Below are 16,411 nucleotides of genomic sequence, written 5' to 3'. Positions count from 1 at the left end.
TTTTGTAATAACAAATTTCAAAAAGGAAAAATATGAATAAAAATAATAATAATTCAAATAATCAAAAATCAAACGCTAACAATAGCAATAACACAACTTTGAATCACAATAACTCTACTTACAAAAACAATCAAGACAATCACAGTAGACAAATTCAAAACAATAAAAAATAAACAATTTTTGAAATTTGTTATTAAAAAAGCACCCCATTAGGGATGTTTTTTTTATTTAGATTAAAGTTTTTTAATTGGATACTCTGCTGAAAGCTTTAAAATTTCTTTTTTAATGATCATATGCAGCGCAATATTATCAGGTTCACTTAATGCTTTGTGAATTAAGTTTGCAATAATAACAAATTGATTTTCAGTAAATCCTCTAGTTGTCATTGCTGCTGTTCCAACTCTTATGCCAGAAGCCATTGTTGGTTTTTCAGTATCAAATGGAATAGTATTTTTATTAACTGTAATTGCAACTGAACTTAAAATTTCAGCAGCTCGTTTTCCAGTAAGTCCATAAGAAGTTTTAACATCAATAATAAATAAATGATTTTGTGTTAATCCGGAAATAATTTTTACACCCTTTTGCATAAAAGTGCGACAGAAAACATTTGAGTTTAAAACTACTTGTGCTGCATATTTTTTAAAGTTAGGATTTAATGCTTCGTAAAAACTTACTGCTTTAGCAGCAATTTGGTGCACAAGTGGTCCACCTTGATAACCGGGGAAAACAGCTTTATTAACTTTTTTAATGATTTCTTCACTATTAGTTAGAATAATAGCGCCTCTTGTTCCTCTTAATGTTTTATGAGTTGTTGTCATTACTACATGTGCATAAGGGAATGGCGATGGGTGTTGCTCACCAATAATTAACCCCGAAATGTGTGACACATCAGCGAACAGGTATGCTCCTACTTTATCAGCTATTTCTCTAAAACGTTTAAAGTCAATAATTTGTGAATATGCACTATAACCAGTAATAATCATTTTTGGTTTTACTTCTAAAGCAATTCTTTCGATTTCATCATAGTCTAAAATACCGTCTTCATTAACGGTATAAAATTTTGAATTATAAAATTTCCCACTAAATGAAACTGAAAATCCATGAGTTAAATGTCCACCTGATTCCAGCTTTAGTCCTAAAACTGTATCATTTGGTTCTAATAAAGCCATATAAATTGCAGCATTAGCTACTGAACCTGAGTAAGGTTGAACATTTGCATAAGCACAGTTAAATAATTGACAAGCACGATCAATTGCTAGTTGTTCAATTTGATCAACATATTCACAACCATCATAATATCTTGCTTTTGGATATCCTTCAGCATATTTATTTGTAAGACATGAACCAGCGGCTTTCATAACATCTTCTGAAACATAATTTTCAGAAGCGATCAGTTCAATATTTTCACCCTGTCTTACTAGTTCTTTATTAATTAAATTAGCAATTTCTGTATCTTTTAATTCGATTTTTTTGTACATAAAAGCTCCTTTCCTAAAATTATACTTTTTATTTTTAAATTATTTTACCTTCTTCAATTCTTTTGTTGTATTTCTGTTTAAAATCTTTAAGATATTTTTTGGCATTTTGGGAAGCAAAAAAATCATTTGTTCCACCAAAAAAATATTTAAAGCCTTCGTTAGTCATTAATGCATCTTCTTCAGGATCATGGTGAATAAAATTTTTATTGACAATTTTTGCAATATTATCCAAGCTTGCTGATAATAAATTATTCTCTTTTTTAAAAATATATAATGAGTCCGCGTAATTAAAATTATTTATCTCAAGCTTATAATAATAAACTAAAGCACATAAAATTCGTGTAATATCAAAGGGAACATTATGAGCAACCACTACTGATGCTTGATCGAAAAAATTTGGTTTAATATCGCTATTTCAATAGTAATCAAATTGCGGCAAATCATTGAATTCTGCAGCTGTTGTTCTATGAATATAAAAGTAAATATTCTCGTTTTCTGACATTGTTCGATAAGGTTTAAACATTCAACGCTTTTTTGCAATAATTTGGTTGTTTTCAATTAAGATACAAGCTAAACTAAATGCACTTAAATTGTGATTTGTAAATGTTTCAAAGTCAATAATTAAAACACGTTTACTTTTGTCCAATAAAGAAGGTTTGTTATCAGAAATCAAAAGATTATTTTTAAGACTGTGCTTTTCCGTTTCAGAGTTAATTTTTTGAATTTTTTTCATATTTTGTAAATCAATTTTTTGAAATTCTAAAAATTCTTGCTCTTCATTAATTTGTTTTGAAGCATCAACAATAATTTTAAAAATTTCATCAATTTTTTCATTAGTTAAGTGTAGTAATATTTTTTGATTATCTTTTAAATTATGCAAACAAAGTTGAAAATCCCTTAATTGTTGAATTTGTTTTGGTTTAAATCATGTCTCTAAATCTGAGTCATTGCAGTGTAAAATCAGTCATTTGTAGACAATGAGCTGTAAAAAATACTCAACTTTAATTTCATCGACAAATTTAAATTCAACAATTGAATGTGAGTTAAAATCAACACAATCAATTGAACCAATCACTTTGATTTCTTCATTATGGCTCTTTAAAAATTTGGTTTCGAGTGGTAACTCAAATAAGGATTGTTCATTTAAATAGTTTTGTATTCTTGGTTTAATTTTAGAAATTTCTTCTTCTTCCATTCAGTCATATTTTGAACGATCAACTTGTTGATAATCACTTAAAGAATTACTTAAACAACTATTTCAATTATTAGCGATTTGCAATATTTTATTAACACTAAATTCTTCGGTTTTTTTCATTCTTAAAAGCTGAGCTTTCATTGTTAAAAATAATTTTGAATTTAAATATAAAATGTTGTTTTCTAAAAACAGTTGCATATTTTGTAATGTTGAATCTTTAACAATACTGTTTTCTAGAGCATATTTTAAAACAACGGCTTGACCAGAAATGGCACTGACATTTTCAGTATATTCAGTACCCTTATCAGTTTTTAATGCAATCTTTGAGTTAGCTTTAATAATATCTTCAGTTTCATTTATAACTGATTTTTCAATCATCTTATCAATTTTAAAAAGCAATGAGGGCGAAATATTCCGTATTAATTGTGTAACTGCTTTTTCATATGAATCAAAAGCTTCATCTTTTAAAACAATTTCTTTAAATGCTTTTAAATTTAAATTGGGAAGGAATGTTTTGACTAGATTGTCTTGATTTTTTAAAAAATCTAAAAAATCATAATTATCGTTATGAAAAATATTTAAAACTTTTTTAGCACGTGTTAAAGCAACATAGTAAATATTACTAAATTCTTTTCTGTCGCCACCTTTGTTGTTATACATAAAATAAGAATCATCAAAATTAAAGAGAAAGACTGCATCTCTTTCTAGTCCCTTTGTTTGATGAAATGAACAAAATACAATTTTGTTCTTAATTTCATCTTCATTTAATTCATCATCGTCTTTTTTTGAAATGTGAATTAAAAAATCACTGTATTCAGACACTAAATTTGCAATATTACGAATTGGTGATTTAAGACCTCTAACACTTGGTGCGATTACAAAAACATTTTGCGGCCCATATTTTTTCGCACATTTAATTATTTCAGAAGCTATTGATTCATTATCATCAATAGAAACTAGTTGATAATTAATTGTTGAATCTACTTTGGGATTAGCAACAATCAATTGCTTGCCAAACATATAATTATTAACAAAATCGCTGATATTTTGAGACAAACGAAATGATGTTGTTAAACTCATAGTTTTTCAACTAAAATTATTTTTAAAAATTTCATCTGCACTTAAGAAAAATTTTGAGCTTGAACCTAAATATTGATAAATAGTTTGAAATTTATCGCCGAAAAAGATAATTCGATAATCTTGAACACAATTTTTTTTACTTATTACACTAATAAGTTCCAAATATTCTTTATTTAAATCTTGAGCTTCATCAACAATAATTAAGTCGTAGTTAAAGTTTGTAATTTCAGTAACATTTTCAAGCGACTTAATCATTTTTTGATCATCATTGATAATTTTTTTAAAAACTTTTGAAGCAAAACCATGAATTGTATAAATTTCTGAATTTGTAATTTTTAAGTATTCCAGTTTTGTCTTAGTTTCGTTTTGAAGACGTTTATTATAAGTTAAAATCAAGATTTTTAAATTAGGATAATTTTTAGCTATATGTAAAATAGTGGTTGTTTTCCCACTGCCAGCATAAGCTTGAACAATAAGATTATGTTTTTGGACAGCTTTAACAATATTTTCTTGTTCAAAAGTCATTTGATTTAAATAAAAGTTTTCCATAATAAAATTTTAAATTAATTTATTGACTCCTTTTATGATTTCTTATATAATTTTTTTGTTCTTTTGAGAACTAAAAACAAAAAATAAAAAAATATTTTCACAAAATAAAAAATTGTGTATAATATTAAAGCAACAAATAAATGCGAGTGTAGTTTAATGGTAGAACTTCAGCCTTCCAAGCTGACTGTGAGGGTTCGATTCCCTTCGCTTGCACCATTTCAAGAAATTGACCTCAAATAAACAGCATTTGCTGTTTTTTTGTTATAATTTTTGAATGTTTAAGGAGAAAAAAATGGAAAAAATCTTAGTTATTATTTCTTCTATAAATCCAGAAGAAAAATCAATTTCAACAAAATTAGCAAAAACTTTTGTTGAACTATACTCACAAGATCATGAAGCAGAATTTGAATTTTTAAATGTTAATGACTTAAAAATGTCTAACACAACTTTATCAAGCCAAAATTTTAGTGGCTTCTTCAATGAAGAAGATAGCGATAAATATATTAATCAATTGAAAAATGTTGATAAAGTTATCGTTTCTGCACCAATGTACAATTTTAATGTTCCTGCAACATTAAAAAATTATTTAGATCATGTTTTAGTTGCAAACAAAACATTTTCATATAAATATTCTAAAAAAGGAGACGCAATTGGTTTACTAGATCACCTTAAAGTGCAAATTCTTGCAACTCAAGGTGCTCCATATGGATGATACCTATGGGGAAATCACGTTAAATATCTAGAAGGTACTTTTGAGTTTGTTGGTGCAAAAATCAATAAATCTATTCTTATTGATGGAACCAAATTAAAAGAAAATGCTGAATTAAGTCCAGCTGATTTCGTTGAAAAACACATCAAAGAAATTAAAGAAGCTGTTAAAAGTTTTTAATTTAGTTTAACATTCCCAAAAATAGGGAATGTTTTTTTTAATTAGTGACTAATTTTCATACTTAAAATAGTATGAGAATAAAAAAACAACAAGAACAAAAAGATTGTGGCTTGGTTTGTTTACAAGGTTTTTTCTATTATTTTTATAAACAATGAATTTCCATTAATGAATTAAGAAAAAATGCTAACTTTTCTGAAAATGGTTTAAATCTTGTTGAACTTAAAAACTTAGCAAACAAATATGGAATAAAATTACAAATTTTACAAGGAGATTTTCAAAGTTTTTTAAATTGAAAAATTGACCAAAAAATGATTTTGTTATTAAATAATAACAATATTTTTCATTATGTAATTTTGGAAAATAAAGACGACAAATTTATAACATACACGGATCCTCAAAAAGGCAAAATAACAGAAACAATTTCTGAATTCGAAAAAAATACACTAATATTGTTATAAAAGTGACAAAATCTCAAAACGAAATTATTGACAAAATCCGCAATACTAGTTCTTATATTCTGCAAAAACCAAAAACGGTGATTCTTTCAATTTTTTTGTCAATAACAATTTTTGTCTTTAGCATTATTTGCTCGCAAATAATCAAAACAATTTTTAATGAAATAACATTAGACAAAAACTTTAGTGATTTAGAATTTTTGTCATTATTCTTTATATGGATTGTTTTTACAAAATCTTTATTTAATTACACGAATAATTTCATAAAAAATAAAATTGAAACAACTATTTTTAAAAATATAAATTCAATAATGGTGAATAAATTATTCAACGGTAAAGTAAGTCAAATTGAAAAACTTTCCAAGGGAGATATTTTTGCAAGATTCCAAATTATTCATGCAGTTTCTTCTTATCAATCACTGATTTTTTGCTCTTTATATTCGCAAGCATTTTGTTTTGTAGCTTGTTTTAGTTATTTATTTTATTTGAACAAAAATATTACTTTTATTGTTGTATTTTCAGTAATAGTCATCTTTTTAGTTTCTTTAGCCTCAAATTATTACTATTCAAAAAAATATGAACAAATATTAAAAAACTCTGAGAATTTTAACTTGTCTATTATAAATATTGTTAATAATTTTAAAACTAATCGATTGGGTGGCTTGAAAAACTTTTGACATTCAAAATTTCAACAAGAAAACATAACTATCTTTGATCAACAAAATAATATTTTTGAAAAAATATCAATTTTTGAAGAAATCATAAATTTTATGTTGCAATTATCTCCTATTTTAATTATTTACTTATCGTTGCACAAAACCGAACAAAGCAATTTTCAGATTGGTGATATTATGCTTTTTACAACATTTTTTAACTATCTCATTCCGCCAACAAAAAATATTAGTTATATTATTTCAAACTATTCAAACTACACAAAAAATATTAATAAATTGAATTATTTCTTTGAAATTGAAAATGAAAATATTAATCAACCTTTTAATCAAATTAGTGATATTAAAAAAATAAAAATTAAAGATTTTAGTTTTGGTTACGTTCCGTCGAAAATACTTTTAAAAATAAGGGATTTGGAAATTGATAAAAAAATAATTATTGAAGGCAAAAACGGAATTGGAAAATCCACTTTTTTAAAAATTTTTACTAATCTTTATGATTACAATGGAAGTGTTCAATTAAATAATATAGAACTTAAAAATTTCAATATTGAAGAACTAAGATATAAAGTAAATTATGTTTCGAATGAAGTGAATCTTTTTGAAGGAAGTGTTTTTGAAAATATTTGTTTCCGCGATGATTATTTTGCTTCTATTTTTAAAAACAATTATGAATATTTACATTTAGAAGATGTTTTAAAATATTTCAATCTATCACTTACCGACAAGATTTCTGCCAACGGTCAAAATCTTTCTTCAGGACAAAAACAACTTGTCAATATTTTAAAAAATTTTTTCTTCACCAAATGCATTAATTATTTTTGACGAAGCTTTTGAAAATTTTGATTCAATTGTATTTGAAAAAATAAAAAATATTATTAGAAAATATCTTGAAAATAAAATAGTTATTGAAATTTCGCACTCAAAAAAATATATTTTTGAATCTCAAAAAGTTGATTTTAATAATTTTATTTATGAATAGTAAAAAAATAATTTTTTTGACTGTTATTTGCATCATTTTGTTTTCAGTTATTTTTTATCTTTTGTTTTTCTATAATTCAAAATATGATAATAAAATTGAGTTAAAGTTAATCAATCAAAAGGAAATGATTTTTGAGTTTAAAGTTAATGATGAAGTTAAATTTCAAAACAATGAAATAATCAACGTTTTCGTTAATAATCAAAATCAAAAAGCAAAAATAATTTGAATTAAAACAAATGATTTTGTAACGTATAGTTTAAAGCTTCATTTTTTTGAAAAAATAAATTTTTATAACGAAAATCAGTTCAAAATTATTGATAAAAATCTATCTCAAAATTATTTCTGATTTTTCTTTAATAAATAACATTTATTACTTTATAATTTTGTTCTATGAAAAACGAAATTATTTTTACAAATCAGACAAAATATGATTTTCAGTTTTTAGAACTATTTAATCAAATTTTAGATGAAGCACAAAAGGTTTTTAATTCAAAGAAAAACTTAAGTGTTGACTTATTGCTAACAAACAACGAAAAAATGCAAAAATTCAATAAAAAATATCGTAAGAAAGACTACCCAACTGATATACTTTCTTTCCCTTTTGAAGAAGACGAATTAATTAAAATTCTTGATGTCAGACCTCTGGGACAAATAATTATGTCTTGAGAAAAAATTGAATCACAAGCTGTAGAGTATGGGCACTCAATAAAAAGAGAGTTTAGCTATATTTTTGCTCATGGTATTGCTCACCTTTTTGGTTTTGATCACCAAACAGAAGAAGAAGAAAAAGAAATGAATAGTTATGTTGATCAAATAATGAATAATTTAGGGATAACAAGAGAATAATGAAAATTTGTAACATTGCACTTATCGGTAGACCTAACACAGGAAAATCAACATTACTTAACAATATCATTGGTTATGATTTATCAATTATTACCAATACCCCACAAACTACAAGAGATCAAATTCGCGGAATTTATACTGATGATGAATATCAGCTAATTTTTATTGACACACCAGGAATTCATAAAGCTAACCACCTACTTAATGAAAAATTAAATAAATCTTCTTATGATTCTCTCGAAGAAGCCGATCTTATTTTATTTTTGCAACCAATCAACGAAGAAATTGGTCGTGGAGATAAATTTATAATTGAAAAACTTAAAGATTTTGACAATAAAATTGCTGTTATCACTAAAATGGATTTAGGAGAAATAGAAGCAGCCAATCAAAAAGCATCAGAGCTTAAAAATCTTGGTTTTAATACTGTCGTTGGTGTTGGATTAACCTTGAATCAAACATACGAAGATTTAATTAGCATCATTAAGCACGAATATGCTGATAAATTAGAAGAGAATGAAGAACCTTTTTACGATCCTGAATTAATTACTGACGTTTCAATGCGCTTTATTGCAAAAGAAACAATTCGTGAAACTGCAATAAATTATTTAAAAGAAGAACTACCACACTCAATAGCTGTTGTTGTTGATGATTTTGAAGAAAACGAAGATGCTCCTTATGTAATAAGAGCAACAATCTTTGTTAAAAGAGAATCACAAAAAGGTATTGTTGTTGGTAAAGGTGGTTCTATGATTAAAAAAATTTCAATGAATTCAAGACACAAAATTGCTAATCAATTTCAACATCCAATCGTTTTAGAATTAAGAGTTAAAGTTAATCAAGATTGAGTTGATGATGAAAAACAAATTAAAAAAATGGGTTATTAATGAAGAAATTAAAATTGAAAAAGCTTAAAAAATTTCTTTTGGCACTATTATTTGTTCTTATTGGAGCGTTTACTTGCATAGCTATTGGTTTAAAAGTATCTTCTCCCTATCGAGTAAGTATTTATAACTATGAATCATACTTAGCAAAACCAATTATCCAAAAAATTAATAAGCAATATTCATACCGTTTATTTAGCGAAATTAATCAGTTTACTCGTGCAATTGACCAAGGTAAAACTGTTGGTGGAGTGGGAAGCGATTACCAAATTGCTACCTTAATTTACGAAAATAAATTACAAAAAATTGATTATAGCTTGATTTTTAATGATGTTGCTTTAGCAAATGAAGATCAAAAAGAAGAAAAAATTAAAAATCACTTTACTGATATCACTTGACAACATATGAAAAATTTTGATAACTGAATTTATCAAAAAATTCAATCTTCAAAAGGTTCTAAAAGTAAAATCCTGAGTGATTCTGAATATGATGTTGATGGAGATGGTGTAGCAGATAGATTCTACCAATACATGATTCCTTACTTTATACAAGATAAAATCGTTGCATATAACATTAATAAAAAATATCGTAATTATATAAAACCCTTTGACGAAAACTTCAACAATGATTTAAGTTGACAAAATATTTATAAAACATTAAAACAAAATAATTATCATACATTTGGGTGAACAAATTCTTTTCTGGATAATTTAATGATTGGTCAATTTTATAGCAATAACAAATCAAATGAAACTGTTAATCAAATTAAAAATGAATCAATTCAAAAATTTATGAATCTTTCAAAGGAAAGTACAAATTTAACAAAAGAAATTGATCAAATAACTAATGGGTTTACTGATTTTGTGAAAAATACAACTTCTTGAAGCATCAAGGACACAAGACATAATCGTCTAATCACTAACGGTTTAGAACTTGTTAATGATTTAATTGATCCAAATCCTAATAAGCTAGATGTTGGACTCATGTACAATGGAGATGTTTTGGATTCATACTATTCACATGACAATTTTTCTGAATTAAATGATGGTGAAAACATTAACTTTGTTCGACCACAATTAAACTTATTGCTACTTGATGGTTGAATAATTTCTAAAAATGTTGAAAAAAAAGATGCTCAAAAACTACAAAAATTCTTAAGAGATAATTTATTTTCCGCAGAAAATATAGATATAGAAAAAGAATTCTTAAGTTATTTAAACTGAAAAATCCTGAATTAGCTAAAGAATTAAATGGTGTTACAAGTTTGAGTCAAATCACTGAAGAAACTTACAGCAAATATTACGAAGATTTTAAAAATAACTGAGATTTTAATAATTCTATCGAAAATTTTGATGCAATTAATTACACACCAGCACAAAAAAACGTCTATAATTTTATTAAAAAATATTACTTCCTTACACAAGAAAAAACAAACGATACAAAGGCATTGGATATTTATGAAATTCCCCAAAATATTACCCACGCCTTTTATGTTCCTCTTGATAATAAAGTTCGTTCACAATTAAATCGAAATTATCTTGAAAAGATTAATTCATAAAGCTACAAAAAAAGTAGCTTTTTTTATACCTTTGGTATAAAAACTTGTTAAAATATTTACTATGTTAAAAAGCGAAAAATTAAAACTTAAAAACCTAATTAAATGAATTTTCTTCATTGAATTTTTTTATTTAACTTTTTGCACTTTAGAATGTTGCGTTGAAGAGTATTCTGAAAACGCTTATGATCTTGCCCTCCTTTAGTCGGAATTAAATTACTATTAAGTGATTTACATTCCAGTTTGGTTAACTATTTTTAAATTCAAATGTAAAGGAATCACGATGAATAATACAGAAAATACAAAAAAAGATAAAAAGAATTTTCCTGTTATCGAATTAGTTGATGTTACTAAAGAATACGATCAAAGAATTGTTCTTGATAACGTTAATCTAAAAATTAATCGGGGAGAATTTATTTCATTACTTGGACCTTCAGGTAGTGGAAAAACAACTATTTTAAGAATTATTGCTGGTTTTGAATGAACAACACGGGGAGAATTAAAATTTGACGGAAAAGACATCAAAGACCTTTCACCTCACAAAAGAAATGTTTCAACTATTTTTCAAGACTATGCTTTATTCCCACATTTAAATGTTGAAAATAATATTAAATATGGTCTTCGTTTAAAAAGAAAACCAAAAGATAATGTCAATCCTGCTGTTTTCAAAAAACTTGAAGTTTTAAAACAAAAATGAAAAGCTTATGCTGATAGTCAAATGAAAAAACTTGACAATCAGATGATTGAATACAAAAAAGAACTACAAAAAGAAAAAATTAGTTCAAAAAAACGTAAAAAACTACAATCTTGAATTGATGACAGTGATTTTAACTATTCATACTGAGAAAACTATGTTGACTTAAAAACAGAATCATATGAAAAAAATCACACAACCAGAAAAATTACTGCTAAAGAAATGGATGAAGAAGTTCAAGAAATGATTAAACTAGTTGGGCTTGAAGGAAATGCGTCAAAGCCGATTAATTCACTTAGTGGGGGGATGCGTCAAAGAGTTGCTCTTGCGCGTTCTTTAATTATTGACCCTGAAATACTTCTATTAGATGAACCACTTAGTGCTCTTGATGCAAAAATCCGTGAAAAAATGCAAATTCTTTTAAGAAGTATCCAACAAAAACTTGGCCTAACATTTATTTTTGTTACTCATGACCGTGATGAAGCACTTCAATTAAGTGACAGAATCGCTGTTATCAGAAACGGGCAAGTTGAACAATTTACAACACCTGTAGAACTTTATGATTATCCAGTTAATAAATGAGTTGCTAATTTTATTGGAGACTCAAACTTTTTTGAAGCTACTTATGTTCAAAAAAGAATGGTTTCATTCATGGGTAAAAACTTTATGACAATCCACAAAGAATTTGAACCAGGACAAAAATTAGATGCTTTAATTCGTCCTGAAGATATTAATATTTCTAGAAATAAATCTACTGCAAAACTTACTGGAGTTGTTTCCAAAATTGTTTATAAAGGTAGCTACTACTTTATCGACGTTGAAGTCGATGGCAGAATTGTCTTTGTTGAAACAACCAATAAATATGAACCTGGAACAACAGTTTACTTAACATGAGATGTTGATGCAATTCACTTAATGAAAAAAGATCCTAAAGAAAATCCAAACGAAGAATAATGTTAGAAAAAATTAACAAAAAGCTTGGATGAAACTTAAGACTTTCTTTAGTTATTCCTTACGTTATCTTTGCATTACTTTTCATTATTTTACCCCTTATTTTAGTAATAATTAAGGCTTTTACACCACTTGAAGGACAACTTAACAACTGACAAATTGCAGCGTCAAAATCAACATGAACAATTATGTGACGTTCAATATGGGTTGGTGCTTTAGGGGGAATGTTTTGTGTTTTAATTGGTTTTCCATACACTTATATTGTTTGTATGTCAAAATCAAAAGTTGCTAAAAATGTTGGTCTAAGTTTAATATTTTCACCTTTATTCATTTTTACCATCTCTAAAGCTTTAAGTTTAAGAGGATTCTTCAGTGCTATCTTTGACGAAAACTCTTTAAATAATGAAGCTTTTATGATTTTAGGGGTTGTGTATCTTTACCTACCTTTTGTTATTATGCCAATTTATCAAGTCTTAAAAGACATGCCAAAAAATATTATTGAAGCTAGTCAAGATCTTGGATATTCAAAAACAAAAACAATTTTTAAAGTTGTTGTTCCATACTGTTTAAAAGCAATCTTAAGTGGATTTAGTGTTGTTTTCTTAATTACTGCAACTTCAATCATTATTAGTGACAGAATGTTACCAAACGGAAGTCAACACCAACTTATTGGAAATATTATCAACCACTTCGCTAATGCTTCTAATCCATTTGATTTAGCTAATGCTTCAACTCTTGTTCTACTAACACTAGGAATCTTAATGACTCTTTATGGTATTGTTTATTTAATTCCTTATCTATTAAACAAATATCGTTTCAAAGGGGGAAAAGATGAATAGACTTTGAAGTTTTATTAAAAAATCTTATATCGGAATTATCATTATTCTTTTCTATATCCCAATCATTTTTGGAACCATTTATTCATTTAACGCGCCAAGTGATAAGGGAGTATTCAGTGTTACAACTTGAAATAAATTCACATACAAAGCTTATGCAGAATTATTTTCACAAAACCAATTTTCAGCATTTATTAACTCATTTTTAATTGGAGTTTGTGCTTCACTTTTAGTAATTGCTATTTCTTTAATTACTGTTTATGGTCTTTGAAAACAAAAGCAAAAAAGAACCCGTCAATTCGTTCAAGGTAGTGTTAATATTCCAATGATTAACTCAGAAATTATTACTGCCTTAACATTAACAATTGTTCTTACTACTTTCTTCGGGGTTTTAAAAGCCACAAACGAAGGATTTGTACGGGTAATTATTTCTCATACTGTTGTTATTCTTCCTTACGGAATTATGATTATGCTTCCAAAAAGTGACAAATTTTCAAAAAATATTTTTGAAGCTAGTCAAGATCTTGGATATTCAAAAATTCGTACTTGATTTAAAACATACTTCATTTATATGTTAGGATCAATTGGTTTTGTCTTTGTTGTTTCAATGGTACTAAGTTTCGATGACTTTATCGTTACTAGAATTGTTTCAAATACTGAAACATTAGGAACAAAATTATATGAAGGACAATTCCAAGCATGATCGCTTGCTTTAGGAGCAATTTGTTTATTAATTGTTATTGTTGCAAATATTGTCTATATCCTAACTCAAGTAAAAGTTTCAACATTATTAAATTTAAAATGCTTAAAACCATTAAAAAACAGATTTCAAGAACAAAAAAATAAACAAAAAAAGGAAAAGATGTAATTGAAAAAGCTCATCGACTTTTTAAAAAGATTGAAATCTGTTCTAATAAGCTTATTAGTTTGTTTATTTGTTGGCTTATTAGTTTTATTGGCTTTTACTTTTAAATCTAATCATGGTTTTAAACCTAGTGTCTATAATTATGGTTCTTACTTAAGTCCAAAAATAATTCAAAAAATCAAAACAAATTACAACTACAAAGTTTTTAACGATATCAACGAATTTAGTGTTGCTATCAACAATAAAAAAACTGTAGGAGGGGTTGGAAGTGATTTTCAAACCGCTCAACTTATCATTGAAGATAAACTTAAAAAGTTTGACTTTACAACTCTTTTTGATACTGATAAAAACACAAATTTAATTGACCAACTTAAACAAATTTATCTACCTAATGTCATTACTCATTTACAGGAATACGACAACAAAATTCTAAATATTATTAAAAAACAATATCCAGATAAATTGTTAAATAATACTGAATATGATATTGACGGTGATAAAAAACCTGATCATTTCTGAGAATACATTATCCCTTATTATATTCAAGACAAAGTTATTGCTTATAACGTTAACAAAGAATTTCGTCCTTATTTAAAATTAACAGAAGATGAAATTGAAAACGGTATCGAATTTAAGGATAACAGTTGAGAAACAATCATTAAAACCTTAAAACAACACAACTACCGTGTTTTTGCTTGAAATAATGCTTATTATGACAATATGATGATTGGTGCTTTTTATAATGATTATAAAAAGCCTGGTTCTTGACTGGATAAAAATCAAAATCTTAAACCTTTTGATGAACAAAATTATGAATCTGCTATTAAAGGTTTTGAATCATTTGTTAAAGATGAAACTGGTTTTGATTTAAAAAATACAAAACGTAATTTCTTAATCGGTGATGGACTAGAATTAGCGAATTCAGTCATCGAACCACGTTTAGAACGTGCTGATGTTGCAGTCATGTATAACGGTGATGCAATTGATGCTTATTATTCAAGCGACAACTTCGCAAACGCACCAGATGGTTACATTAGATTTATTCGTCCTAAAAATAATTTCTTATTAATGGATGGATGAATTCAAACAAAAGAGTTAACCGACCAACAAAGTCTTGAATTTACTAAAGTCATTGCTGAAAACATTTATCCAAATATAAGTGTTAAAAATCCTTACCAAAAAAGATACTTCAATCTTGAAAAAGGATTTATTCTTGAAGTTGCAAATTACTTTAAAGAAAATGGTTTTGAGTCAAAAAATACTGAATTGCAAAACTCAATTAACTCTTGAACAACTCAAATTCTTCAAACTCAAGATGACACTGAAATTCAAAAATTAATTGATCAATTCTATCAACTGTACATGGATAATGAAGATGAAATTAGTGAGTATCTTTCAGAAATTTTCTTCGATTCAGAAAATAGTCAAATCATTAACTTTGACTACATTAATTACACTCCTATAATCAAAGAAGTTTATGACTTTATTAAAAAATGATATTTTGGTTCAGATGAATTTGCTATTCAGTTGTTTGAACAACCTGAACCAAGTACTGAATATAAAACACATCTATACCAAATCATCGATAGTAAACTAAGAACAAAAATTAGTAAATATTACTACGAACTAACCAAATCATAAAATACTGTTTATTCAGTATTTTTTTATTTAATTTGTTAAAATTTTAATTAGCATTAAGGAGTTAAAATGAAAGAAAAAATCAAAGACGGATATACCAATACATCATATCGAGACAATAATGTTTTCTACCAAGAAAAGAAACACAATGGTTGAAATCACCAAATTGATTACACAATTTTTAAAGATTTGGATTTTATTCCTAAATTAATTGAAAATACCCCAAACTCAGTCAGTTGACAGTGAATTGACAACAAAAAAAATGTTTGAGATGAATATACAATTCGCGAAGTTGCAAAAAATTTAAAAAAATTCCATAATTCCAAATTACAACTACCTCCCAAAAATCTTACTCAACGTTATGAAAATTATCGTAGAATTTTAAAAGAAAAGGGTATTGACACTAAAGAAGTTTGAGAATTTAAAGATAGAGTTAATGATATTTTAAATAATGCTCGAGACCTATGACCTGTACACAATGATTTATACGGTTCAAACGTAATGACATCAGTTGATAATAAAATCTATTTTGTAGATTGAGAATATGCAACAATGGGTGATAAACACTTTGATCTTGCTTTCTTCATTGTTGCAAGTATTCATAATGAAGAAAGAGAAAAATGATTCTTAGATGAATATCAAGACTATTCAGAAGAACAATACACAAAATACAAAATGGTTATTTGTTACTTCATTATTATTTGAGCTTACTCTCTTGACAAAATGCCTATTGATATTAATTACTGACTTAAACGCATTAACGATGAATGAAATAACTATCATTACAAAAAACAAAATAATTTATTCAAAAATTAATATTTAATTCTCTGCAATTTGCAGAGTTTT

At 26.4% G+C, this 16,411-nt stretch carries 16 protein-coding genes and 1 tRNA gene; 15 read left to right on the top strand and 2 right to left on the bottom strand.

The genetic code is table 4. The annotated features are described in order from the left end of the window. Positions 1-32 precede the first annotated feature (32 nt). Positions 33-173 (top strand): hypothetical protein, encoded by a 141-nt coding sequence (locus tag JV175_RS00675; RefSeq protein WP_205498324.1) that lies wholly within the window; start codon positions 33-35, stop codon positions 171-173. Positions 174-233: 60 nt separating this feature from the next. Here the strand turns inward: JV175_RS00675 and glyA are convergent, their stop codons facing one another. Both glyA and JV175_RS04280 read right to left on the bottom strand, forming a co-directional pair. Next, on the bottom strand, positions 234-1,478 hold the full coding sequence (gene glyA / locus JV175_RS00670; RefSeq protein WP_205498322.1) for a serine hydroxymethyltransferase: 1,245 nt from the start codon (positions 1,476-1,478) through the stop codon (positions 234-236). Positions 1,479-1,512: 34 nt separating this feature from the next. Next, entirely contained in the window at positions 1,513-4,302 is a 2,790-nt protein-coding gene (locus JV175_RS04280; RefSeq protein ID WP_205498320.1) for an AAA family ATPase, read from the bottom strand. Between the two features lie 142 nt (positions 4,303-4,444). Here JV175_RS04280 and JV175_RS00660 point away from each other — a divergent pair. From JV175_RS00660 to JV175_RS00595, 14 genes are all read left to right on the top strand, one after another. Then, a tRNA-Gly gene (locus tag JV175_RS00660) sits at positions 4,445-4,518 on the top strand. A 76-nt stretch (positions 4,519-4,594) separates the two neighbouring features. Continuing rightward, the gene (locus JV175_RS00655) at positions 4,595-5,191 is read left to right on the top strand and encodes an FMN-dependent NADH-azoreductase (protein ID WP_205498318.1); all 597 of its coding nucleotides are present in this window, start codon (positions 4,595-4,597) and stop codon (positions 5,189-5,191) included. Positions 5,192-5,262: 71 nt separating this feature from the next. Further along, positions 5,263-5,649 carry a cysteine peptidase family C39 domain-containing protein gene (locus tag JV175_RS00650; protein WP_205498316.1) on the top strand — a complete coding sequence of 129 codons (387 nt, stop codon included), beginning with the start codon at positions 5,263-5,265 and terminating at the stop codon, positions 5,647-5,649. 2 nt (positions 5,650-5,651) lie between these two features. Beyond that, complete coding sequence (locus tag JV175_RS04275) at positions 5,652-7,199, top strand: ATP-binding cassette domain-containing protein (protein ID WP_205498314.1); 1,548 nt, start codon at positions 5,652-5,654, stop codon at positions 7,197-7,199. A 92-nt stretch (positions 7,200-7,291) separates the two neighbouring features. Continuing rightward, entirely contained in the window at positions 7,292-7,663 is a 372-nt protein-coding gene (locus JV175_RS00640) for a hypothetical protein (RefSeq protein WP_205498312.1), read from the top strand. Between the two features lie 26 nt (positions 7,664-7,689). After that, positions 7,690-8,145 carry an rRNA maturation RNase YbeY gene (gene ybeY / locus JV175_RS00635; RefSeq protein ID WP_205498310.1) on the top strand — a complete coding sequence of 152 codons (456 nt, stop codon included), beginning with the start codon at positions 7,690-7,692 and terminating at the stop codon, positions 8,143-8,145. Continuing rightward, the gene (gene era / locus JV175_RS00630; RefSeq protein WP_205498308.1) at positions 8,145-9,029 is read left to right on the top strand and encodes a GTPase Era; all 885 of its coding nucleotides are present in this window, start codon (positions 8,145-8,147) and stop codon (positions 9,027-9,029) included. The genes ybeY and era overlap by 1 nt, the downstream gene beginning before the upstream one ends. Further along, positions 9,029-10,264 (top strand): type 2 periplasmic-binding domain-containing protein, encoded by a 1,236-nt coding sequence (locus JV175_RS00625; protein WP_205498306.1) that lies wholly within the window; start codon positions 9,029-9,031, stop codon positions 10,262-10,264. Before era ends, JV175_RS00625 begins: the two co-directional genes overlap by 1 nt. A gap of 26 nt (positions 10,265-10,290) precedes the next feature. Beyond that, a complete protein-coding gene (locus JV175_RS00620; RefSeq protein ID WP_205498304.1) occupies positions 10,291-10,584 on the top strand; it encodes a hypothetical protein in 294 nt (97 codons plus the stop codon). Positions 10,585-10,864: 280 nt separating this feature from the next. After that, entirely contained in the window at positions 10,865-12,229 is a 1,365-nt protein-coding gene (locus JV175_RS00615; RefSeq protein WP_205498301.1) for an ABC transporter ATP-binding protein, read from the top strand. Further along, positions 12,229-13,065 (top strand): ABC transporter permease, encoded by an 837-nt coding sequence (locus JV175_RS00610; RefSeq protein WP_205498299.1) that lies wholly within the window; start codon positions 12,229-12,231, stop codon positions 13,063-13,065. The genes JV175_RS00615 and JV175_RS00610 overlap by 1 nt, the downstream gene beginning before the upstream one ends. Continuing rightward, the gene (locus tag JV175_RS00605) at positions 13,058-13,930 is read left to right on the top strand and encodes an ABC transporter permease (RefSeq protein WP_205498297.1); all 873 of its coding nucleotides are present in this window, start codon (positions 13,058-13,060) and stop codon (positions 13,928-13,930) included. Before JV175_RS00610 ends, JV175_RS00605 begins: the two co-directional genes overlap by 8 nt. Continuing rightward, positions 13,931-15,568 (top strand): type 2 periplasmic-binding domain-containing protein, encoded by a 1,638-nt coding sequence (locus JV175_RS00600; RefSeq protein WP_205498295.1) that lies wholly within the window; start codon positions 13,931-13,933, stop codon positions 15,566-15,568. A 66-nt stretch (positions 15,569-15,634) separates the two neighbouring features. Then, complete coding sequence (locus tag JV175_RS00595; protein WP_205498293.1) at positions 15,635-16,381, top strand: aminoglycoside phosphotransferase family protein; 747 nt, start codon at positions 15,635-15,637, stop codon at positions 16,379-16,381. Positions 16,382-16,411: the final 30 nt, after the last annotated feature.

Source organism: [Mycoplasma] gypis, assembly GCF_016924775.1.
GTDB classification, from domain to species: Bacteria; Bacillota_I; Bacilli_A; order Mycoplasmatales; family Metamycoplasmataceae; genus Metamycoplasma; species Metamycoplasma gypis.
Note: the sequence above shows the minus strand (reverse complement) of the source record. Positions and strands in the feature narration are given on the sequence as shown.